Raw genomic sequence first — 20263 nt, 5'->3', positions numbered from 1 at the left:
TTATCCGGGCCTCCGGGCGTCCGGTCCGGCCAGCCGGTCCAGCAGCCCCAGCTGCCCGGCGATCGTGGCCAGGTCGAAGTACACCCGCTCGCAGGCGATCCGGTCGCCGTCGAACTCGAAGACCGCCGCCATGCGGCAGCTGAAGGTCCGGCCGGTCGGCTCCAGGCCCAGGAACGGCCCCAGGTGGGTGCCCTTGAGGTCGAACTCGGCGATGACCGCGTCGTCGGCGTGGTGCAGCACCACGTTCTCGTTGCGCTGGTCGGGGAAGGCGGTCCGGGTGGCGCGGTAGTACTCTCTGACCTCCTCGGGGCCGTCGTAGACCTGGCCGGTGGCCACCAGCTCGTACCGTGGATGGTCGAAGGCGTCCAGGGCCCGGTCGAAGTCCCTGTCGTTCTCGGCCTGCATGTGCGCGCGGACGACGGCCTCGCGTCGCCGACGAAGGCTCTGCGATGGCGATCCCGCCGGGGCGCTCTGCACGGAACCTCCTCGGTCTGTGACACAGGAAAGGTGATTTGATCACGATTGCACGGGTGCATTGGTGGATAAATCCCGATACGCCGTACGGCGCAGGCCGGTGTCGGCCATGGGAATGCCCGGCGGGACGGGCGCGTTTGCAGCGCCGGACGAAAACGGTTCGCCGCCTGACCGCGGGACGGCTACGGTCATCCAGGTCAGGCAGGTCATACCCGCCGGTTCGACGAGCGCGACGAGGGTGAGGGAACGCGTGAGATCGCCGCTGGGCGAACTTCGGCAACGGCTGCCCGAGCTGATGGTGCGCGATCGGCACCGGCTGCGCCGCCGCATCGACGGGGCCCGGGGACTGCGCGACGAGGCCCGGCTCGCCGAGGTGATCAGGCAGATCACGGCCGACCTGGAGCGGGCCGAGGCCCGGGTGGCGCGCCGGCGCGCCGCCGTGCCGCCCATCACCTACCCGGCCGAGCTGCCGGTCAGCCAGAAGAAGGACGAGATCGCCGCGGCGATCCGCGACCACCAGGTCGTGGTCGTGGCGGGGGAGACCGGATCGGGCAAGACCACCCAGCTGCCCAAGATCTGCCTGGAGCTGGGCCGGGGCGTGCTCGGGACCATCGGGCACACCCAGCCGCGGCGGCTGGCGGCCCGCACGGTCGCCGACCGGATCGCCCAGGAGCTGGACAGCCGGCTCGGTGAGATCGTCGGCTACAAGGTGCGGTTCACCGACACCTCCGGTGAGGACACGCTGGTCAAGCTGATGACCGACGGCATCCTCCTGGCGGAGATCGCCGGCGACCGGCTGCTGCGCGCCTACGACACGATCATCATCGACGAGGCGCACGAGCGCAGCCTCAACATCGACTTCCTGCTCGGCTACCTCAAGGAGATCCTGCCGCGCCGGCCCGACCTGAAGGTGATCATCACCTCGGCGACCATCGACCCCGAGCGGTTCTCCCGGCACTTCGGCGATGCCCCGATCGTGGAGGTCTCCGGCCGCACCTACCCGGTCGAGGTCCGCTACCGGCCGATCGTCGACCCCGACGACCCCGACGCCGACCCCGATCGCGACCAGGTCCAGGCGATCTGCGACGCCGTCGACGAGCTGCGCGCCGAGGGGCCGGGCGACATCCTGGTGTTCCTCTCCGGCGAGCGGGAGATCCGCGACACCGCCGACGCGCTGGCCAAACGGAACCTGCCCGACACCGAGATCCTGCCGCTGTACGCGCGGCTGTCGGCGGCCGAGCAGCACCGGGTGTTCCAGCCGCACCGGGGCCGCCGGATCGTGCTGGCCACCAACGTCGCCGAGACCTCCCTGACGGTGCCGGGCATCAAATACGTCATCGACCCCGGCACCGCCCGGATCTCCCGCTACAGCCACCGCCTCAAGGTGCAGCGGCTGCCGATCGAGCCGATCTCCCAGGCCTCGGCCGACCAGCGCAAGGGCCGCTGCGGACGCACCAGCGAGGGCATCTGCATCCGGCTGTACTCCGAGGAGGACTTCGCCTCCCGGCCCCGCTTCACCGACCCGGAGATCCTGCGCACCAACCTGGCGTCGGTCATCCTGCAGATGACCCACCTGGGCCTGGGCGAGATCACCGAGTTCCCGTTCGTGGACCCGCCGGACCGCCGCAACATCAAAGACGGCGTCAACCTGCTGCACGAGCTGGGCGCCTTCGAGCCGGACGGTCAGGGGCGGCGCCGGCGGCTCACCCCGCTGGGCCGCAAGCTGGCCCAGCTGCCCATCGACCCGCGGCTGGGACGGATGGTGCTGGAGGCCGACAAGAACGGCTGCCTGCGCGAGGTGCTGGTCATCGTCTCCGCCCTGTCCATCCAGGACCCCCGCGAGCGCCCCGCCGACAAGCAGCAGGCGGCCGACGAGAAGCACCGCCGCTTCGCCGACCCCTCCTCGGACTTCCTGGCCTACCTCAACCTGTGGAACTACCTGCAGGACAGGCAAAAAGAGCTGTCCGGCGGCCAGTTCCGCCGGATGTGCCGGAACGAGTTCCTGCACTACCTGCGCGTGCGCGAATGGCAGGACCTGCACGGCCAGCTCACCCAGATCGCCCGCGGCCTCGGCCTCACCCCCAACACCGCCGACGCCGCGCCCGAGGCGATCCACCGCTCGCTGCTGGCCGGGCTGTTGTCGCACGTGGGGCTGATGGACCCGGAGAAACGCGACTACCTCGGCGCCCGCAACGCCCGCTTCGCGATCTTCCCGGGGTCGGGGCTGTTCAAGAAGCCGCCGCGGTGGGTGATGTCGGCCGAGCTGGTGGAGACCTCCCGGCTGTGGGCCCGGGTCAACGCCAGGATCGAGCCGGAGTGGATCGAGCCGCTGGCCCAGCACCTGGTCAAGCGCACCTACAGCGAGCCGCACTGGTCCGCCAAGCAGGGCGCGGCGATGGCGTACGAGCGGGTCACCCTGTACGGCATCCCGATCGTGCCCCGCCGGCGCGTCAACTACGGCCGCATCGATCCGGAGCTGTCGCGGGAGCTGTTCATCCGGCACGCCCTCGTCGGCGGCGAGTGGAACACCCACCATGCGTTCTTCCACGAGAACCGGGCCCTGCTCGAAGAGGTGGAGGACCTGGAGCACCGGGCCCGCCGCCGCGACATCCTCGTCGACGACGAGACCCTGTTCGACTTCTACGACCGGCGGATCCCCGCCGAGGTGGTCTCGGTCCGGCACTTCGACGCCTGGTGGAAGAAGGCCCGCCGCACCCGCCCCGACCTGCTGAACTTCACCAAGCAGATGCTGATCAACGAGGGCGCGGGCCAGATCAGCGAGGACGACTATCCCGACGAGTGGCGCCAGGGGCCGCTGCGGCTCCGCCTGACGTACCTGTTCGAACCGGGCGAGGACGCCGCCGGCTCCGACGGCGTGACCGTCCACATCCCGCTCCAGCTGCTCAACCAGGTCTCGCCGGAGGGGTTCGACTGGCAGATCCCCGGGCTGCGGGCCGAGCTGGTCACCGAGCTGATCCGCTCGCTGCCCAAGCGGCTGCGGGTGAACTTCGTGCCCGCCCCCGACGTGGCCCGCAGGGCGCTGCAGCGGATGACGCCGCAGGAGGGGCCGCTGCTGGAGGCGCTGGAGCGGGAGCTGCGCGCCATGACCGGCGTCACCGTCCCCCGCGACGCCTGGGACCTCTCCCGCGTCCCCGACCATCTGAAGATGACCTTCCGGGTGGTCGACGAGCGGGACCGCACCGTCGCCGAGGGCAAGGACCTGGAGGAGCTCAAACGCCGGCTCAAGAGCAGGATGCGCGGCACCCTGCAGGCCGCGGCGCGCAAGGACGGCGTCGAACGCCGCGGCCTGAGGACCTGGAGCATCGGCGAGCTCCCCCGGGTGTACGAGCGCAGGCGGGACGGTTATGCGGTCAAGGCGTTCCCCGCGCTCACCGACGAGGGCGACAGCGTGGCCGTCCGCCTGTACGAGACGCCCGCCGAGCAACGGCAGGCCATGTGGCGCGGCACCCGCCGGCTGCTGTTGTTGAACTCCCCCTCCCCGGTCAAACTCGTGCACGACGGCCTGAGCGGCCAGGCCAGGCTCGTGCTCAGCCGCAACCCGCACGGCTCGGTCGCCGCCCTGTTCGACGACTGCGTCACCGCCGCCGCCGACAGGCTGATGGCCGACGCCGGAGGCCCGGCCTGGGACGAGGAGGGCTTCGCCAAGCTCCACGACCACGTCCGCGCCGAGCTCGTCGACGCCACCGCGGCCGTCGTGGGCCAGGTCGAACGGATCCTGCGGGTCGCCCACGAGGTCGATCGGCGGCTGCGCGGCGCCGCCGGCCTCGCCCTGGTGCCGTCGCTGACGGATCTGCGCGCCCAGCTCGACGAGCTGATCGCCCCGGGCTTCGTCGCCGCCACCGGCTGCGCGCGCCTGCCCGACCTGCTGCGCTACCTGCGGGCGATGGAGGCCAGGCTGGACAAGCTGCCGGAGAACCCCGTCCGCGACCGGCAGCTCATGCAGCAGGTGCACCGGATCCGGGAGGAGTACGACGACCTGCTGCGCCGGCTGCCCCCGGCCCGCCGCGACGAGGAGGCCGTCCGGCAGATCCGCTGGATGATCGAGGAGCTGCGGGTCAGCCTGTTCGCCCAGCGACTGGGCACCCGCTACCCGGTCTCCGACAAGCGCATCCGCAAGGCCATCGCCCAGATCACCGGGTGAGGGACGGCCGCGGCGGGGCGACGACCGCCTCGAGCCGGCGTCGCCCCGCCCGGCGTCGCCGGCGAGCGGCCCCCCGCGGCCCTCCCGCCGCCGTGTCGGGACGCGCTCATAGAGTGGAACGGTGCTCCTCGAGCGCGAAGGGGGCGGGTCATGCCGACCGCGGTGGTGGCCGGAGGCGGGATCGGCGGGCTGGCGGCGGCGGCCGCGCTGACCGCCCGCGGCTGGAGCGTCCGGGTGCTGGAACGCTCCTCCGGGCTCACCGAGGTCGGCGCGGGGATCTCCCTGTGGCCCAACGCCCTGCGCGCCCTGGACGCCCTCGGCGTCGGCGACCGGGTGCGGGACCGCGCCGTCCCCCAGGCCGAGGTCGGCATGCGCACGCCCTCCGGCCGTTGGCTGATCCGCACCGACGTGGCCGAGCTGATCCGCCGCCACGGGCCGCTGGTGATGATGCATCGGGCCGACCTGCTGGCCGCCCTGCGGCAGGCCGCCGCCCGCGCCGACCTGGTCCTGTCCGCCGAGGTCACCGACGTGCGGACCGACCCCGAGGGGGTCGAGGTCGTCCATGCCGGCGGCGTCGCCCGCGCCGATCTCCTCGTCGCCGCGGACGGCGTCCGCAGCGCCGTCCGCCGCCGCCTGTGGCCCGAGGCGCGACCGCCCCGATACGCCGGGTACACCGCCTGGCGGCTGCTGACCCGGCCCGCCGAGCCGATCGGCGTCGGCGGGGAGACCTGGGGGAGGGGGCCCGGTTCGGGATGGCCCCGCTGGCCGACGGCCGGGTCTACTGCTTCGCCGCCGCCACCGTGCCGCCCGGCGGACGCAGCCCGGACGGCGAGCTGGCCGAGCTGCGCCGCCGCTTCGGCGCCTGGCACGACCCCATCCCCGCCCTGCTGGAGTCGGCGTCGCCCGCGGACGTGCTGCGCCACGACATCGAACGGCTGCCCCCGGTGCCGACCTTCGTCCGCGGCCGTGTCGCGCTGCTCGGGGACGCCGCCCACGCCATGACCCCCGACCTGGGGCAGGGCGCCTGCCGGGCGCTCGAGGACGCGGTCACCCTCGCCGCCCTCCTCGACGCCCGCCCCACCGTCGCGGAGGCGCTCGCCGCCTATGACGCCGCGCGCCGTCCCCGCACTCGGCGCATCGCCCGCCGGTCCCGCCTGGCGGGCGCCGTGGCCCAGTGGGGCTCGCCGCCGGCCGTCGCCCTCCGCGACGCCCTGATGCGCCTGACCCCCGGGTCCGTCCTGCTGCGTTCCCCGGCCCCCATCCTGTCCTGGACGACGCCTCCCTGACCGGCCTCCCCGATCCGTCTTCCCGGCCCGAGGGCGAGGGGTCCGGACCCCTCGCCCTCGGGCCCGCCGAGCCGAGGCGTCCCGGCCCGCGGCCCGGTGCGGGCCGGGGAAGGCGCGCATCCGGGGCGCCGGCGGAGCGCCCGAGCCCGGCATGAGGGCGGCTCAGCGGCGCCCGGCGGGCGGCTCCTCCAGACAGCAGTCGCCGCACAGGCCCCCGCCGGGGACCCGGTAGTACAGGCAGCAGCTGCGGCGGCGGAAGAGCAGGCCGGGACCGCGCAGCACCCCGCCGCCCCGCAGACGGCCCATGCCCAGCAGGCGGACGGCCAGGTCGCGGGCGGCGTCGGCGTGGGCGGGACGGGCCGCGACGATGACCCGGAGCGTCCCGATCAGGGCCGAGGCGGCGTTCCCCCACAGCAGGCCCTCGGCGAGGGGGACCCGTTCCCGCACGGCGGCGTTGATCGCCTGGAGCCGCCCCTCCGCCACCGCGCGATACGCGGCCTCGGCCAGCTCCTGCGCCCCTGCGCAACGCCGGCCCCGCACCCGCTCCAGCCACAATGGGACGACGCCGTCCTCGGCGGCCCGATGCCGCAGCGGCGTCAGGTCGGGCACGACGCCGTGCAGCAGCGCGCAGCCCAGCACCGGGGACCACAGGCGGGCGGCCAGGGACAGCTGCGCCGTGGAGGCGGCGACCCGGGGCTCGACGGCGCCCAGGCGGGCCGCGGTCGTCTCGATCAGGCGCTCGACGCCGTCGGGGAACGGCCGCCACGACGGGTCGGCCGCCTCGGCCGGGTCGATGGAGACGGCGAAGAACGGGCCGAGGGCGGCGACGTCGGCCAGCGCCTCGGCGGTGGGGACGGCGGAATCGTCCCGGCGGGCCGTCGGCACGGTCGGAGTATAGGACGGGCGGGCCGGAGAACCGACCTGGATCACCCCACATATGCCCCGATCAGGGACGATTCACCGCAAGTGCGCACAAGTCGCTGCAGCCTCGTCGGTCGACTGCGTAAGGTTCAGAACATGTCGAACAGCGAGGAGCCCGGCGCCGAGAGCACGGACCTGGTCGCGCGCTCCGGCGAGCGAGGCGTTCAGGGGGACGCTGCGACCCGCCCCGACACGACCGACGCGGAGACCGGTGCCCGGACGGGGGTGGCCCGGGTGGGGGACCCCGTCGCCGTGTGGCCCTGCGCCAACTGCGGCCGCCCGGTGCCCCAGCCGGTCGGCGGCGTCCGCACCATCCGGTACTGCCAGGACAACGACGGCGCCTGCGCCCGCGAGGCCCGCAGCCGCCGCGAACGCAACCGCGACGCCCCGGGGCTGACCGGACAGGTCGCCTGGACCTGGGAGATCGTCGAACGGCTGGAGAAGGTGGCCGACGGGCTGGCCGAGTCGCTGACCTCCGAGCTGAGCGTGGCGGGGGTGGAGCGGCGGATCGCCGAGATCCGCGCCGAGGCGGCCCGCGAACTGGCCGTGGCGCAGAGCGAACGCGAGATCTCCCTGCAGCAGGCCGAGGAGGCCCGGAACGAGGCCGCCCAGGCCCGCCGGCGGATGGAGGCCGCCGAGGAGGAGGCGCGCCGCGCCCGCCAGGAGGCCAAGACTGCCACCGCCAAGCGGGACGCCGCCCAGCAGGCCTGGAAGGAGGCCCAGCAGCTGGCTCAGCAGGCGGTGGCGGCCAAACAGGCGGCCGAGTCCGAGCGCGACCGGGTCGCCGCCCGGGAGAGCGAGCTGCTGGCCGCGCTGGAGTCCAGCCGCGCCGAGCTGGTGTCGCTGCACTCCCGCCTGGCCGAGGCCGAGGCGGCGGTGGAGGCGCAGCGGGCCGAGACCGAGGCCGCCCGGAAGACCGTCGAAGAGCTGCGTGCCGTCGTCAAGGAGGCCGAGGCCGCACGGCAGCAGGCGTTGCAGGCCGCCGCCAAGGCCGAGGAGGAGCGCAGCGCCGCGCGCCGCGCCCAGGCCGAGGCCGAGGCCGAGGCGCAGCGGGCCTCCGCCCAGCGGACCGAGGCGGTCGGCGAGCGCGACGCCGCGCTGGCCCAGGCGCAGCAGGCGATCGCCGAACGCGATCAGGCCAACGCGCGCGCCGCCGAGCAGTCCGCCCAGATCCAGCACCTGGCCCAGTCGGTGGCCGAGCTGCAGGCGGCGATGTCGGCGCTGGCGGCCGAACGGGACGCGGCCCGCGCCGAGGCCGACCGCGCCCGCCGCCAGGTCGACACCCTCCTCAGCCAGCGGCAGGCCGGCGTGCTGCCCGGGGTGACGACGGGGAAGGCGACCGGCGGGATCCCCGTTCCCGGAGGGAACGCGATGAGCGGGACGGGACCGTTCCCGGCGGCCACCGTCCCCGACACCGCCGGCGGATCGTCGGTGCCCTCCCGCGCCCCCGCCTACTCCGCCGACCAGCAGACCGGCCAGCGGACCGGCGGCGAGTCCGGGCGGCGGGACGGCGACGAGAACCGGGAGGACCCGTTGTACGCCCGGCCCTGACGGACGTGCGGCCTCACGGCAGGGGCCGTTGGTCGCGGCGGAGCGGATGGTCGGGCGGCACCTCCACCAGGACGATCCGCACCCCGTCGGGGTCGGCGATCCACATCTCGATCAGGCCCCACGGCTCCTGCCGGGGTTCGCGCAGCACCGTGACCCCCGCCTCGCGCAGCCTGCGGTGCTCGGCCGCCACGTCGCGCACCTGGAGCCAGAGCATCAGCGGGCCCGGCGGCGCGCCGTCGGAGCGGCCGGAGACCTCCAGCAGGCCCTGCCCGAGGAAGTAGACCGCCCCGGGCTCCTCGGGCGGCCCGAACTCGCGGTACACGGCCAGGCCCAGGACGTCCCGGTAGAAGCGGTGGCTGCGCGCCGGATCGACCGGGCGCAGCAGGATGCGACTGCTGAGCACGTCCATGACCGGACCCTATCGGCCCGTCACGGGACGTCCAGCCGCTCGGCCTGACCGGCGGGGACGCGGTAGGGGGCGGCGAACGTCTCCAGGGTGCGGTCCAGGTTCTGCGTCCACCAGGACACCAGCGCCGCGTCCGCCGCGCCCGCCGGATCGCGGCGTTCCAGATAGTGCCGTCGCAACGGGCCCAGGTCGCACAGGCGCTCCCACCACAGCCGGTGCACCGCCGAGCAGATCTGACCCGGGTCCAGGGGGAACGCGGTGCGATGACCGGCCACGAACGCCTGGGCCCGGTCCAGGTCCAGCCCGCGCTCCTCCCCGTGCCCGGCGAAGAGCGCCGCCGCCGCGCGCACCAGGTCCTCGGCGAACGGGGCGATCCGCAGCCCGCCCCATCCGACGACGGCGGCGACCTGCCGGGTGCGGCCGTACAGCACGTTGCGGGCGTCGAAGGCGCCGTGGACGTAGCCGACCGCGAACGCCTCGGCCTCCGGCGGCTGGTGGTCGGCCAGCTCCACCAGCAGCGCCCGTCGCTCGGCCAGCCGCCGCCGGGCCAGCGCGGCGAAGTCGTCGCCGTCCTGCGGCAGGGCGGCCAGCAGCCCGTCCAGGGCGGCCACGGCGTCGGCGGCGCGGCTGGTGGGCACCAGCAGGCTCTGCTGCACCGGCGGGGTCAGCCGGTCCAACTCGGCGTGCAGCCGCCCCAGCAGCCGCCCGAGCTCATGGCACTGGCGCAGCGACAGCTCCAGCCCTCCACGGCGGGTGCCGTCCGTCCACGGGAACACCGCATGGCCCTGCCCGTCGGCCCGCACCAGCGTGCGGCCGTCCCGGGCGGGCACCGGAGCGGGCACCGGGAGTCCGGCCTCGTCCAGCGCCGTCCGCACCGAGTGCTCGAACAGCACCCGTCGCCGGTCGGCGCCGGCCTCGTACCGTTTGAGCAGCACGACGCCCGCGGCGGTCTCCACCCGCCAGGCGCGATGCGGCCCGTCCTGCGGCAGCGGTGCTATCCGGTGCGCGTCGCCCAGGTCCCAGCGGCGCAGCAGGCGCGGTGCGGGCGGTGCGGACGACTCGGTGTCGGACGGCATCCCGGGCTCCATGTCAGCCTCACCAGGCGTTGCGCTGACGGGGTCCTCGAACTGATGTTCAGCGCACGACGCTACCGCGCGGTCCGTCGCGGCGAAAGCCCGTCGCATCGCCGGACGTGACGCGCCGCGCGCCGCCGTCGAGGGGCGTGATGCACCTTACGCCGTCGGCGGGAACGCACCGACGGTCACGGCTGTCTAGCCGGATGGGGCGGCGTCGCGCGCGTTCGGCCGCGCGGCGTCCGCACGAGGTCGCAGGGAGTCCGAAGCGAGATCCGGAGAGGTCCGGAAAGACGCGCGGAGAGGAGGTCGGATGAACGACACCGTCGACGCCGCACCGCCGGTGCGGACGGTGACGTCCGGCAAGGTCACCGGGGACCACGTGGCGATGGCCGAGCGCGCGGTGCGCGCGGCGCTGACCGGTGTGCGGGACCGGGTGTCGTCGGCTCAGGTGACGCTCACGATGCTGCGGAACGCGGCGCCCCGCCCGGCTCTGGCCCAGGCCGTGGTGGATCTGCAGGGCCGCAGGGTGCGCGCTCAGGCGGCCGCGCCCAGCCTGCCGGAGGCGATCGATCTGATGCGGGAGCGGCTGACCCGTCGGACCGCCTGACGGTGGCGGCGCGTCCCCGGGACGCGCCGCCACCGCTCAGGAGTCCTCGTGCTGTCGCAGCAGCTCCTCTGTCAGCACACTCTGGTAGGGGCGGCTGGGGTCGGGCCGATAGGTCAGGCTGGCCAGCGGAGTGCCGTGCTCGTCGCGGATCTCGAAGCGGTAGCCGTCCTCGGGTTGTTCGAGGTCGGCGGCCGCCTGGTCGTACCGCAGCCGGCACATGGTGTCGACCTTGTCCAGCGCTCCCCGGAGAGTGTCGGCGTCGCTGACGAACCGGGCCGGTTCGCCGCTCTCCCATATCTGGAACATCAACGGTGTCCTGTCACGTCGGGGTCGACGCGAAGGCGCTGTGGCCCCCGACCTTCGCGCACAGGGGACAGCTTGCGCACGATCGTTGAAATCTTCAACCGTTCTGCACAGACAGGGCCGGCATGTCAGGTCATGTCAGTGCACGAGGGGGCCGAAGACGGGCGGCGCCGGAGAGGGGCGGAGGCCCGATCGGCGCTTTCGGTGATCATCTGTGCGCGATGCGTCGAAGGCGAGGGGGCAACGAGCGTCGGCCGGGAAGGTTACGGGTGATCTTTTCCTGAAATGCACGTGCATTAGACCTTGCACCTGCACAATGTACGGAGCAGGATAGCCCGCAGGCCCCCAGGCGTGACCCCCCGGAGATCGCGATGAACGCACACCTGTCCGACAGCGATCGTGAAGCCCTGTGGATCGCGCACGAGCTCCGTGAGGAGCTGCGACAGGCGCTCGAGCGGAGAGGGGTGACCAGCGCTCCCGGCGTGTCACCCTTCGTGGACTCCGCCGGGCGACCCAGCGTCATCGTCCGGATGGACGCCGACGCCGCGCGGGCCCTCTCGCTGATCATGGGCGAGCAGCGGGGCGCCGTGGCGCCCGCCGCGCCCCCCGCCCCCGCGGCGCCGCCCGCGCCGATGCCTCCGGCCGCGCCGATGCCTCCGACCGCCGCGCCCCGCCGCGACGACGGCTCGCACGTCTTCCCGGGCCCCCGGCCGGTCGCTCATCAGCATCTGTGAACCGCCGCTGAATCCAGGCTCGTCCTCCTCGCCCTCGGCGAGGGTCCTCGCAAGGCCGGCGCGTCGCGCGCCGGCCTTCGTGCTGCCCGCGCCCGCTCGCCCCGGCGCCCCTTCCGGTCTCCATTCTCAAAAGATCTACCTGCGTGGGTGAATAAAAGCGTGGGTTTGGTCCGTTCTTGGTAGTCGTATGCATCCTCGAGGTACGGCGACGGTCAACCGACCGTCAAGCAGGATGACGACAGCCCAGACCGAATAACGGTGGCGCCCCGCCCGCCAGGCGGGGTTCGCCGACGCCGGCCCCGCCGCCGATCCGCGGCGATCTCTCGGGCGTTCCGCCCCGCGCCGGTGTCCCCTCGCTTCTTCTTCGGGCCTCCAAGGCCGGCGGCCGCGTGCCCGCGTTCCGGACCCGCGGCGAGCCCGTCGCGCCCACGGCCCCCGCGGAAAGGAGACCCATGCGCCAGCACGCCAAGAACGCCGCCGTCACCGGGTTCGCCGGAGCGGTCCTGGTCGCCGGCATCACCGCCGGGATGACCGCCGACGCCGGCGCCGAGTCCACCGCCGAGCGGCGCGCCCCGGCCGGAGCCGCGCAGGACCGGGCGAAGGGCGAGGCGCGGGCCCAGGCGAAGGCCGAGCGGACCGAGGTCCTGCTCACCGGCACCACCACCGCGTCCTACTTCTGGGACGACGGCTCCGGCGTTCGCGGCGACACCGGCGCCCCCGCCAGCGGCAGGCCCATGCAGAAGGGCATGTTCGCCAGCCCGAGCTGGCCGATGCTGACCAAGGTCAGGGTCACCTACAAGGGGCGCAGCGTGACCGGGTTCATCGGCGACCGCGGCCCCGGCGAGCCCTCGCACCGCGGCATCATGCTGGACCTGGACACCTACTCGTTCCGCTACCTGCAGGACGGCGGCCGGCCCAAGAGCAAGTACGACGCCGGCGGCGGCATGGGCCACCTCAAGGGCGTCACCTACGAGGTCCTGGAGTGGGGGCCGGGCCGCGGCGACCGGGGGCACCCCAAGCCGTTCGGCTCCTGACCCCTCCTCGGCGGGGGAGGCCCCGAGGCCTTCCCCGCCGGTCCTCCCGGCGGTCCACCGGCCGCTCCCGACCGTCGACCCGGCCGGGCGATCCGACGAGGGTCGCCCGGCCGCGGCGTGACGGGGCGGCGGAGCATGATCTTGCCCACGGTGCGCCCGCCCCGGCCTTGTGGTGCGACCATCATGAGGTTAGGCTCGCCTAACGAAGGCGAGCCTAACCTAACTGGTGTCGCAACGTTCGTTCCCGAGGCCGCGGAAAGGACACCCATGCCCCTCCCCCCGACCAACGGCCCCGCCGATCGCGTGCACGATCTGGCGGGCATCGGTTTCGGTCCCTCCAACCTCGCCCTGGCCGTCGCGCTGCGCGAGCACAACGCGACGGCGGCCGAGGGGGACCGGCTGGACGCGGTCTTCTTCGAGAAGCAGCCCGCGTTCGGGTGGCACCGGGGCATGCTCATCGACGGCGCCACCATGCAGGTGTCCTTCCTCAAGGACCTGGCGACGATGCGCAACCCGGCCAGCGAGTTCACCTTCCTGCAGTACCTCAAGGCCCGCGGCAGGCTGGTGGACTTCATCAACCACAAGACCCTGTTCCCGACGCGGATGGAGTTCCACGACTACCTGGAGTGGGCCGCCGGGCACTTCACCGACCAGGTGCACTACGGCGCCGAGGTGGTCACGGTCCGGCCGGTGCCCGGTGACGGGCCGGTCGAGGCCCTCGAGATCGTCGTCCGCCACGCCGGCCGCTCCGATGAGCTGGTCGCCCACCGGGCCCGCAACGTGGTGATCGCCACCGGGCTGGAGCCGGTGCTCCCGCCCGGCGTGACCGCCGGGGAACGCGTCTGGCACAGCCACGAGCTGCTGCACCGCATCGACCGGCTGCACGAGCCCCGCCGCCTGCTGGTGGTGGGGGCCGGGCAGAGCGGCGCCGAGGTCACCGAGTACCTGCACCGCAGGTTCCCCTCCGCCGAGATCTGCGCCGTCTTCACCAAGTACGGGTACACGCCCGCGGACGACAGCCCGTTCGCCAACCGGATCTTCGACCCCGAGGCGGTGGACCACTTCTACACCGCCCCCGAGGACGTCAAGCGGATGCTGCTGGACTACCACCGCTCCACCAACTACTCGGTGGTGGACCTGGAGCTCATCGACGAGCTGTACCGACGGGTCTATCAGGAGAAGGTGACCGGCGAACGGCGACTGCGCATCCTCAACGCCTCCCGGATCGCCGAACTGCGCACCGACTCCGCGGGCGTCCGCGCGGTGGTGGAGTTCCTCCCGACCGGGGAGCGCACCGTGCTGGAGGCCGACGCGGTCGTCTACGCCACCGGCTACCGGATCGGCGACCCGACCGCGCTGCTGGGCGAGGTGGCAGAGCACTGCCTGCGGCTGCCCGACGGCGGACTGCGGGTGGAGCGCGACTACCGGATCGCCACCACCGAACGCGTGCGGTGCGGCATCTACCTGCAGGGCCCCACCGAGCACACCCACGGCCTCACCGCGACCCTGCTGTCCACCACCGCGCTGCGGGTCGGGGAGATCATCGAATCGATCGTCGCCGCCCGGGCCGCCGCTCCGCCGTCCTACGCGCTGTCCACCTGAGCGGTCGCCGCGCGGGCCGGCGCGTCCGCGCTGCGCCTCCCCGGGCGCCGATCCGGTGGAGCGGCGTCCGGGCCGCCGCTCCGCCCCCCGGTCACGCCCCGCTGATCCGGCGGGCGCGGCGGAACAGGGCGAGGGTGATGGAGTGCAGCAGATCGCCGGTCTGCCGGGGCGCCTTGCCCGCACAGGCCCGGGCGTGCGTGCCCTCCAGCACGATCCCGAGCTTGAAACAGGCCAGCACCGTGTACCAGTCGACGGCGTCCAGCTCGCGCCCGGCCGTCGCCTCCGGCCGCTGCGCATAGGCGGCCACCAGCTCCTCGGGCCGAGGCAGCCCGCCGGCCCGCCCCAGCGGCCCGGCGACCGCCGCGCTCTCGGCGTCCTCGCCCGGCCAGGTCGCCAGCAGCCACCCCAGGTCCAGCAGCGGGTCGCCGATCGTGCACATCTCCCAGTCCACGATCGCCGCCACCTGCGGGCCGTCGAAGGAGAACATCAGGTTGGCCAGGTGGTAGTCGCCGTGCATGACGCCCGGCCGCCAGGTGCGCGGCCGGTTGGCCTCCAGCCAGTCGGCGACCCGCTCCAGGCCGGGGATGTCCGGTCCCGGGTAGCCCTCCAGCGCCGAGTACGACTCCAGCTCCGACAGCCAACGGCTGACCTGACGTTCCAAGAACCCCTCGGGCCGGCCGAAATCGGCCAGCCCCACCGCCTCGTGGTCCACCGCGCCGAGCGTGGCCAACGCGCGGGCCGCCGACAGGCCCATCGCGTGCCGCATCGAGGCGTCCGAGGCGTGCGGCTCGGGCAGCGTCGTGGTGGCGTTGAACCCCTCCACCGGCGTCATCAGATAGAACACCGAGCCGTTCATCACCCGCTCGTCGAGGCAGGCGGCGATGAGCCGCGGGGCGGGCACGTCGGTGCCGTCCAGCGCCGACAGCACCCGGGCCTCCCGGCGCAGCGCCTCGTTGGTGCGCGCCCGCAGATGCTCCGGGCCGCGCCGCAGCACGTACGAGCGCCCGCCGCGACGGAACCGCACCAGGATGTTCTGGGTGCCGCCGGTCAGCGGCCGGACGTCTTCGATCGGTCCGCCCGGCAGCCCCTGCTGGTCCATCCAGGCGGCCAGCACCGTGAAGTCCACCGTGTGCGGATCGATCTGCGCGCTCACGTGACGGAGCGTAGCAGTCTGGGCACGGGTGCGGATCTCCCGTGACCGCGCCCCGTCGGCCGGGTCCGCGCGGCCTCCGCCTCGACCGGGGAGCGGCCGCCCGTTGGGACGCCGTGCGCACCTCCTCCGGAGACCGCCGCGCGTCCACGGACGCCGGCTGGAGAACGGGACGCCGGCCCCGGCGCCTCGGCGACCTTCGGCTTCGACGCCGGCGGCGGCCGGATCTCCGGCCGCCCGGTGAACGGCGCCGCCTGCGCCCCCTGCGGCGACCGGTGGCGGGACCACGACGCCCCGCCGCCATGGCGACGAAACGGCCTGCGCCGATGGCCGTCGATGACCGCCGATGACCGGGGATCGGGCGGCGCGTTCTTCTGGGGGCTGAGCGGCGGCACCGTCGACGGCGAACCGGTCACCGCCGTCCGCGGTGGTCTGCGCTGATGCTCGGCGCGATCGATCGACTCCACCGATCCCGGGCCCGGACGGGCCCGGGATCTGTCACGTCCAGGTAGATCAATTATTGATCGACTTTTCCCTTCGGGTTCTTTCTTGTAGCGTTCGAGCGCTCCGAGCTACTGCGCGCCGGATAGGCGCAGATGACCAGAACGAGAAAGGGCGCCGTCGGGCGTGAGAACATGATCGTGCTGTGCATGTGCCTGATGCTGCTGGCGGCCTGGTCGCTGGCGAGGGCGCTGCGGCCCGGTGTGCGGAAGACCGAGGGCGAGGGCGGATACCCCGAGTCGATGACCGAGGTCCTCGAACCGGACGCCGAGGAGTACCTGGCCTGGCTGGCCGACCGCCACTGGCCCCATGACGAGTATCTGGACCTGGAACGGCAGTGGCTGGCCGAGTTCGACGCCGCCGGCGAGGAGCCGGCGCCCGGCCCCTACACCGGCCCGCACGCCTGCCCCGGCTGCCATCGGCACGGTGAGGACGTGTGGCCGTGCCGCATGTGCGGGCGGCTGCTGCACGCGGCCTGCGGCCACGGCATGCGCCGCCGCCGCGTCCCCCGCCCCTACCGCACCCGCGACATGCGGGCCGAGGCCGTCATCGCCGAGTGGATCTGCACCAACTGCTCCTCGGTCGTCGGCCTCGACCTGGACGAGAACCTCTCCTGACCGGCCCCCGGGACGACCCGGCGACCTCGTGCACGCCCGTGCGCGCTCGTGCACGCCCGTGTGAGAGGCGGTCGTCGAAGGGGCCGACCGCCCGGGGCGTTCCGCCGTCTCCGCGCGAGGGGCGGCCCGGGGCGACGGCATGGGACCTCCTCGTCCGCCGTCCCCGGGCCGGCGACGTCAGTTCAGGCGGCCCGGCAACCCCTTGTCCAGCCCGGCGCGGCGCAGCGCGTCCGCGAGGGCGCCGTTGCCCCAGCTCTCGCCGCGACGACCGCGCTGGGGCCGGCCGCCGCCCCGCCGGCCCCGCCCCGAGCGCCGGTCGGCCGGATCGTCGTCCAGCCGCAGGGTCAGCGAGATCCGCCTCCGGGGGATGTCCACCTCCAGCACCCGGACCTTGACGATGTCGCCGGGCTTGACCACGTCCCGCGGATCCTCGACGTACTCCTTCGACATCGCCGAGATGTGCACCAGCCCGTCCTGATGCACCCCCACGTCCACGAACGCCCCGAACGCGGCCACGTTCGTGACCACGCCCTCCAGCACCATCCCGGGCTTGAGGTCCTCCAGCGTCTCCACCCCGTCGGCGAACGCCGCCGTCTTGAACGCCGGCCGCGGGTCCCGCCCGGGCTTCTCCAGCTCCGAGAGGATGTCGGTCACCGTGGGCAGCCCGAAGGTGTCGTCGACGAAATCGGCGGGCTTGAGCGACCGCAGCACCTTGGCGTTGCCGATCAGCGACCGGATGTCGGTGCCGGTGGCGTCCAGGATCCGCCGTACCACCGGATACGCCTCCGGGTGCACCGCCGAGGCGTCCAACGGATCGTCCCCGCCGGGGATCCGCAGGAACCCGGCGCACTGCTCGAACGCCTTGGGTCCCAGCCGCGGCACCTTCTTGAGCGCCTGCCGGGTGCGGAACGGGCCGTTGGCCTCCCGATAGGCCACGATGCTCGCCGCCAGGCTCTCCCCGATGCCCGACACCCGGGTCAGCAGCGGCACCGAGGCGGTGTTGACGTCCACCCCGACGGCGTTCACGCAGTCCTCCACCACCGCGTCCAGCGACCGCGACAGCTTCACCTGTGACACGTCGTGCTGGTACTGCCCGACCCCGATCGACTTGGGATCGATCTTGACCAGCTCGGCCAGCGGATCCTGCAGTCGCCGCGCGATCGACACCGCCCCGCGCAACGAGACGTCCAGATCCGGCAGCTCCTGCGCGGCGTACTCCGACGCCGAGTACACCGACGCCCCCGCCTCCGACACCACGACCTTGGTCAGCTTCAGCTCCGGGTGCCGCTTGAGCAGATCCCCGGCCAGCCGGTCGGTCTCCCGGGAGGCGGTGCCGTTGCCGATCGCCACCAGCTCCACCGCGTGCTTCCTGGCCAGGGCGGCCAGCACCGCGATCGACTCGTCCCAGCGGCGCTGCGGCTCGTGCGGGTAGATCGTCGCGGTGTCGACCACCTTGCCGGTGCCGTCCACCACCGCCACCTTCACCCCGGTGCGCAGCCCCGGGTCCAGCCCCATGGTGGGGCGGGTGCCGGCGGGCGCGGCCAGCAGCAGGTCCCGCAGGTTGGCGGCGAACACCCGCACCGCCTCCTCCTCGGCCTCGGTGCGCAGCCGGGTCCGCAGGTCGATGCCCAGATGCACCAGGATCCGGGTGCGCCAGGCCCAGCGCACCGTCTCCAGCAGCCACCGGTCGGCGGGCCGGCCCCGGTCGGCGATGCCGAACGTCTCGGCGATCTTGCGCTCGTACCAGGACGGGCCGGGGGCGGCGGCGGCCTCGTCATCGGCCTCCGGCGACAGCTCCAGGTCGAGGACCTCCTCCTTCTCCCCGCGGAACATCGCCAGGATCCGGTGCGAGGGCAGCTCGGTGAACGGCTCGGAGAAGTCGAAGTAGTCGGCGAACTTGGCGCCGGCCTCCTCCTTGCCCTCCCGCACCCGCGAGATCAGCCGGCCGTGCGACCACATCCGCTCCCGCAGCGCCCCGATCAGGTCGGCGTGCTCGGAGAACCGCTCCACCAGGATCGCCCGGGCCCCCTCCAGCGCCGCGGCCGCGTCCGCCACCCCCTTGTCGGGATCGACGAACGCCGCGGCGGCCGCCTGCGGGTCCTGGGCGGGATCGGTCAGCAGGGCGTCGGCCAGCGGCTCCAGTCCCGCCTCCCGGGCGATCTGCGCCTTGGTGCGCCGCTTGGGCTTGTAGGGCAGATAGATGTCCTCCACCCGGGCCTTGGAGTCGGCCTCGCGGATCTGCTTCTCCAGGGCCTCGGTCAGCTTGCCCTGGGAGCGGATCGACTCCAGGACCGCCTCTTTGCGTTCCTCCAGCTCGCGCAGGTAGTGCAGCCGCTCCTCAAGCCTGCGCAGCTGGGTGTCGTCCAGCGCGCCGGTGGCCTCCTTGCGGTAGCGGGCGATGAACGGCACCGTGGCGCCGCCGTCCAGCAGTTCCGCGGCCGCCCGGACTTGGTGCTCGCGCACCCCGAGCTCCTCGGCGATCCGCAGGTACAGCGCATTGCCGGAACCGCTGTGGGTCCCGGTCTGGGACATCGTCACGATCTCGATCCGCCTTCTGTTCCGTTGTCGGCACAGCATTGTGCAGGTGATCGGGCCGCTTGTCGCGCCGGTGCCCGTTTTCCGCCGCCCCGCCCCGCGGCGGCGTCACCGTCGGGGCATGAGAAGGCCGCTGATACTGCTGGACGTCGACGGGGTCCTCACCCCCCCTTTCGGCGGCCGGCCATCGGTTATCGCCGCCATCGGGTGGCCCCGGACGGAGCCCCCGTCCAGATCTGGCTGAACCGCATGGCCCCCTGCTGGTGGAGCTGGCGGAGTCGACCGGCGCCGAGCCGGCCTGGGCCGGCTATTGGTGCGGAGGGGCCAACGAGTGGATCGCGCCCCGCATCGGGCTGCCGGAGCTGCCGTTCGTCCCCGTTCCCCGCTTCCCCGGCACCCCCGAGGCGGTCTCGCTCGACGCCTGGAAGGCCCGGCACGTGGCCTCCTGGGCCGGCGGGCGGCCGTTCGTGTGGTTCGAGGACGAGCCGGACGCGGCCGAGCGTCTGCTGGACCACCTGGCATGGGACTCGCACCTGCTGATCCCCGTCGACCCGTGGGAGGGCCTGCAGGAGGAGCACCTGGAGCGCGCCCGCCTGTGGCTCGAGCACCTCGACGCCGCCGAGGACGCCTCCTGACCGGTGCGCCCCGGCGGGAACGGCCGGGCCCCGCCTAGCGGCGCGTCCAGTCCGGCTGCAGGAAGTCCGCCACCCGGGCGGTGCGGCCCAGCAGCACCACCTCGCGGAACTGCCACAGCAACGCCCCGGTCGGGGCGTGGATCGTCATCCGCGGCCCGAGCGTCATCTGCAGCAGACGCCCCCCGTCCAGCTGGGGCACCCAGCGGACCGCGTCGTCGGCGACCAGCCGGGTCAACGTCACGTGGTGCACCGACCGGACCTCGCCGGGGTTGGCTCGCACCGGCCCCGGATCGGGCAGCGCCAGCACCAGCGGGGTGATGATGAAGCCGGAGGAGGCGGGGAAGTCGTCCAGCCGGCCCAGCACATGCTCCGGGTCCGCCCGCAGCCCCACCTCCTCGTGCAGCTCCCGCAGGGCCGCCTGCTCGGCGGTCTCGCCCTCGTCCAGCCGCCCGCCCGGCAGCCCCCACTGCCCCGGATTGCGTCCCCGGTCGGCCCGCTTGATCACGATGACCGCGGGCTCGCCGGTGTGCTCGGTCACGCACAGCGAGACCGCCGCCCGCCGCATGCCCCGCTCGCCGTCGATCTCGGTGTGCCGGTGCGCGGCCAGCCGACGGCGGGCCAGTTCGGTGAACGCCGCCAGATCCATGGGAGGTCGCATCCCTCGATGGT

Annotated in this window: 18 protein-coding genes; 10 read left to right on the top strand and 8 right to left on the bottom strand. The window is 73.8% G+C overall.

Going from position 1 to position 20263, the window contains the following annotated elements; translation table 11 throughout:
* Positions 1–477 (bottom strand): ester cyclase, encoded by a 477-nt coding sequence (locus EIO00_RS06940; protein WP_241661186.1) that lies wholly within the window; start codon positions 475–477, stop codon positions 1–3.
* Between the two features lie 247 nt (positions 478–724).
* Here EIO00_RS06940 and hrpA point away from each other — a divergent pair, with 247 nt between their 5' ends.
* The 3 genes from hrpA to EIO00_RS25090 all read left to right on the top strand — a co-directional run bounded on the left by hrpA (position 725) and on the right by EIO00_RS25090 (position 5922).
* On the top strand, positions 725–4636 hold the full coding sequence (gene hrpA / locus EIO00_RS06935; protein WP_206664062.1) for an ATP-dependent RNA helicase HrpA: 3912 nt from the start codon (positions 725–727) through the stop codon (positions 4634–4636).
* 150 nt (positions 4637–4786) lie between these two features.
* Positions 4787–5638 carry an FAD-dependent monooxygenase gene (locus tag EIO00_RS06930; RefSeq protein WP_241661185.1) on the top strand — a complete coding sequence of 284 codons (852 nt, stop codon included), beginning with the start codon at positions 4787–4789 and terminating at the stop codon, positions 5636–5638.
* The gene (locus EIO00_RS25090; RefSeq protein ID WP_241661184.1) at positions 5635–5922 is read left to right on the top strand and encodes a flavin-dependent monooxygenase; all 288 of its coding nucleotides are present in this window, start codon (positions 5635–5637) and stop codon (positions 5920–5922) included. Before EIO00_RS06930 ends, EIO00_RS25090 begins: the two co-directional genes overlap by 4 nt.
* Before the next feature lie 162 nt (positions 5923–6084).
* Here EIO00_RS25090 and EIO00_RS06925 read toward each other — a convergent pair whose 3' ends face one another.
* On the bottom strand, positions 6085–6807 hold the full coding sequence (locus EIO00_RS06925) for a (2Fe-2S)-binding protein (RefSeq protein ID WP_140176341.1): 723 nt from the start codon (positions 6805–6807) through the stop codon (positions 6085–6087).
* Between the two features lie 132 nt (positions 6808–6939).
* On the opposite strand from EIO00_RS06925, the gene EIO00_RS06920 reads away from it, so the two are divergent.
* Complete coding sequence (locus EIO00_RS06920; protein WP_140176339.1) at positions 6940–8394, top strand: coiled-coil domain-containing protein; 1455 nt, start codon at positions 6940–6942, stop codon at positions 8392–8394.
* A 13-nt stretch (positions 8395–8407) separates the two neighbouring features.
* Here EIO00_RS06920 and EIO00_RS06915 read toward each other — a convergent pair whose 3' ends face one another.
* Both EIO00_RS06915 and EIO00_RS06910 read right to left on the bottom strand, forming a co-directional pair.
* The gene (locus EIO00_RS06915) at positions 8408–8803 is read right to left on the bottom strand and encodes a VOC family protein (RefSeq protein WP_140176337.1); all 396 of its coding nucleotides are present in this window, start codon (positions 8801–8803) and stop codon (positions 8408–8410) included.
* Between the two features lie 20 nt (positions 8804–8823).
* Entirely contained in the window at positions 8824–9876 is a 1053-nt protein-coding gene (locus EIO00_RS06910) for a phosphotransferase enzyme family protein (RefSeq protein ID WP_140176335.1), read from the bottom strand.
* Positions 9877–10186: 310 nt separating this feature from the next.
* Between EIO00_RS06910 and EIO00_RS06905 the strand changes: the two genes are divergently transcribed.
* Entirely contained in the window at positions 10187–10483 is a 297-nt protein-coding gene (locus EIO00_RS06905; protein WP_140176333.1) for an HPF/RaiA family ribosome-associated protein, read from the top strand.
* Between the two features lie 36 nt (positions 10484–10519).
* On the opposite strand, the gene EIO00_RS06900 is transcribed toward EIO00_RS06905, so the two are convergent.
* Complete coding sequence (locus tag EIO00_RS06900; RefSeq protein WP_140176331.1) at positions 10520–10789, bottom strand: hypothetical protein; 270 nt, start codon at positions 10787–10789, stop codon at positions 10520–10522.
* A gap of 368 nt (positions 10790–11157) precedes the next feature.
* Here EIO00_RS06900 and EIO00_RS06895 point away from each other — a divergent pair, with 368 nt between their 5' ends.
* From EIO00_RS06895 to EIO00_RS06885, 3 genes are all read left to right on the top strand, one after another.
* Positions 11158–11520 (top strand): hypothetical protein, encoded by a 363-nt coding sequence (locus EIO00_RS06895; protein ID WP_140176329.1) that lies wholly within the window; start codon positions 11158–11160, stop codon positions 11518–11520.
* Positions 11521–11972: 452 nt separating this feature from the next.
* Complete coding sequence (locus tag EIO00_RS06890) at positions 11973–12554, top strand: RlpA-like double-psi beta-barrel domain-containing protein (RefSeq protein WP_140176328.1); 582 nt, start codon at positions 11973–11975, stop codon at positions 12552–12554.
* Positions 12555–12821: 267 nt separating this feature from the next.
* On the top strand, positions 12822–14156 hold the full coding sequence (locus EIO00_RS06885; RefSeq protein ID WP_140176326.1) for a lysine N(6)-hydroxylase/L-ornithine N(5)-oxygenase family protein: 1335 nt from the start codon (positions 12822–12824) through the stop codon (positions 14154–14156).
* A gap of 91 nt (positions 14157–14247) precedes the next feature.
* On the opposite strand, the gene EIO00_RS06880 is transcribed toward EIO00_RS06885, so the two are convergent.
* Positions 14248–15309, bottom strand: a complete 1062-nt coding sequence (locus EIO00_RS06880) for a phosphotransferase family protein (RefSeq protein WP_241661183.1) — start codon at positions 15307–15309, stop codon at positions 14248–14250.
* A 593-nt stretch (positions 15310–15902) separates the two neighbouring features.
* On the opposite strand from EIO00_RS06880, the gene EIO00_RS06875 reads away from it, so the two are divergent.
* Positions 15903–16424, top strand: coding sequence for a hypothetical protein (locus tag EIO00_RS06875; RefSeq protein WP_241661182.1), 522 nt, complete (start codon positions 15903–15905; stop codon positions 16422–16424).
* A 177-nt stretch (positions 16425–16601) separates the two neighbouring features.
* Here EIO00_RS06875 and EIO00_RS06870 read toward each other — a convergent pair whose 3' ends face one another.
* Positions 16602–18956: a Tex family protein gene (locus EIO00_RS06870; RefSeq protein ID WP_140176562.1), complete on the bottom strand. Its 2355-nt coding sequence runs from the start codon at positions 18954–18956 to the stop codon at positions 16602–16604.
* Between the two features lie 266 nt (positions 18957–19222).
* On the opposite strand from EIO00_RS06870, the gene EIO00_RS06865 reads away from it, so the two are divergent.
* Entirely contained in the window at positions 19223–19594 is a 372-nt protein-coding gene (locus EIO00_RS06865) for a hypothetical protein (protein ID WP_241661181.1), read from the top strand.
* 34 nt (positions 19595–19628) lie between these two features.
* Here the strand turns inward: EIO00_RS06865 and EIO00_RS06860 are convergent, their stop codons facing one another.
* On the bottom strand, positions 19629–20252 hold the full coding sequence (locus tag EIO00_RS06860) for an NUDIX hydrolase (protein WP_140176324.1): 624 nt from the start codon (positions 20250–20252) through the stop codon (positions 19629–19631).
* Positions 20253–20263: the final 11 nt, after the last annotated feature.

The sequence above is a fragment of the Thermomonospora catenispora genome (genome assembly GCF_006363815.1).
GTDB classification, from domain to species: domain Bacteria; phylum Actinomycetota; class Actinomycetes; order Streptosporangiales; family Streptosporangiaceae; genus Thermomonospora; species Thermomonospora catenispora.
This window is presented reverse-complemented; position numbering and strand designations above follow the sequence as displayed.

Bases quoted from the DNA above. Each gene is read 5' to 3' on its own strand.
- EIO00_RS06930 (WP_241661185.1), top strand. From the start codon at position 4,787: ATGCCGACCGCGGTGGTGGCCGGAGGCGGGATCGGCGGGCTGGCGGCG.
- EIO00_RS25090 (WP_241661184.1), top strand. From the start codon at position 5,635: ATGACCCCCGACCTGGGGCAGGGCGCCTGCCGGGCGCTCGAGGACGCG.
- EIO00_RS06920 (WP_140176339.1), top strand. From the start codon at position 6,940: ATGTCGAACAGCGAGGAGCCCGGCGCCGAGAGCACGGACCTGGTCGCG.
- EIO00_RS06915 (WP_140176337.1), bottom strand. From the start codon at position 8,803: ATGGACGTGCTCAGCAGTCGCATCCTGCTGCGCCCGGTCGATCCGGCG.
- EIO00_RS06910 (WP_140176335.1), bottom strand. From the start codon at position 9,876: ATGCCGTCCGACACCGAGTCGTCCGCACCGCCCGCACCGCGCCTGCTG.
- EIO00_RS06905 (WP_140176333.1), top strand. From the start codon at position 10,187: ATGAACGACACCGTCGACGCCGCACCGCCGGTGCGGACGGTGACGTCC.
- EIO00_RS06900 (WP_140176331.1), bottom strand. From the start codon at position 10,789: ATGTTCCAGATATGGGAGAGCGGCGAACCGGCCCGGTTCGTCAGCGAC.
- EIO00_RS06895 (WP_140176329.1), top strand. From the start codon at position 11,158: ATGAACGCACACCTGTCCGACAGCGATCGTGAAGCCCTGTGGATCGCG.
- EIO00_RS06890 (WP_140176328.1), top strand. From the start codon at position 11,973: ATGCGCCAGCACGCCAAGAACGCCGCCGTCACCGGGTTCGCCGGAGCG.
- EIO00_RS06885 (WP_140176326.1), top strand. From the start codon at position 12,822: ATGCCCCTCCCCCCGACCAACGGCCCCGCCGATCGCGTGCACGATCTG.
- EIO00_RS06875 (WP_241661182.1), top strand. From the start codon at position 15,903: ATGACCAGAACGAGAAAGGGCGCCGTCGGGCGTGAGAACATGATCGTG.
- EIO00_RS06870 (WP_140176562.1), bottom strand. From the start codon at position 18,956: ATGTCCCAGACCGGGACCCACAGCGGTTCCGGCAATGCGCTGTACCTG.
- EIO00_RS06860 (WP_140176324.1), bottom strand. From the start codon at position 20,252: ATGCGACCTCCCATGGATCTGGCGGCGTTCACCGAACTGGCCCGCCGT.